At 51.2% G+C, this 338-nt stretch carries 1 pseudogene; it reads right to left on the bottom strand.

From position 1 onward, the window contains the following. Nucleotides 1-185: 185 nt before the first annotated feature. A pseudogene (locus GHC57_RS19240) lies at nucleotides 186-338 on the bottom strand (IS1595 family transposase); the annotation flags it as partial.

The following is a 338-nucleotide window of genomic DNA, read 5'->3' as shown; positions in this document are numbered from 1 at the left end:
AACGTGTCCCGATCCATGCCCGCCTCCCGCGTTCGGTATCCTTCATGATACCAAATCCGGGAATGCATAGCGAACGCTATTTGAGCCTAAACTTTTAAATGATCCAAATCTGGCCCCTGCTAGTTTAAGAAATGAGTTTTTTCGGATTTCAGCGAATTGGATTCCGGTTGAAAAAATATTAAGGCTTATCCCTTTGCTTCCGGCGCGATCAACATATCGTAGGTGATGGGCCCTTTGGTGGTGACGATGCCCAGTAGGGACCGAAAGGCTGCGTGCCGGGTGCGGCGGCGGTTGAAGCGGAAGACGAACTCATCGAGGTAGGCTTGCAGATGCTTGCG

The organism is Roseospira navarrensis, assembly GCF_009601025.1.
GTDB classification, from domain to species: Bacteria; Pseudomonadota; Alphaproteobacteria; order Rhodospirillales; family Rhodospirillaceae; genus Rhodospira; species Rhodospira navarrensis.
Note: the sequence above shows the minus strand (reverse complement) of the source record. Positions and strands in the feature narration are given on the sequence as shown.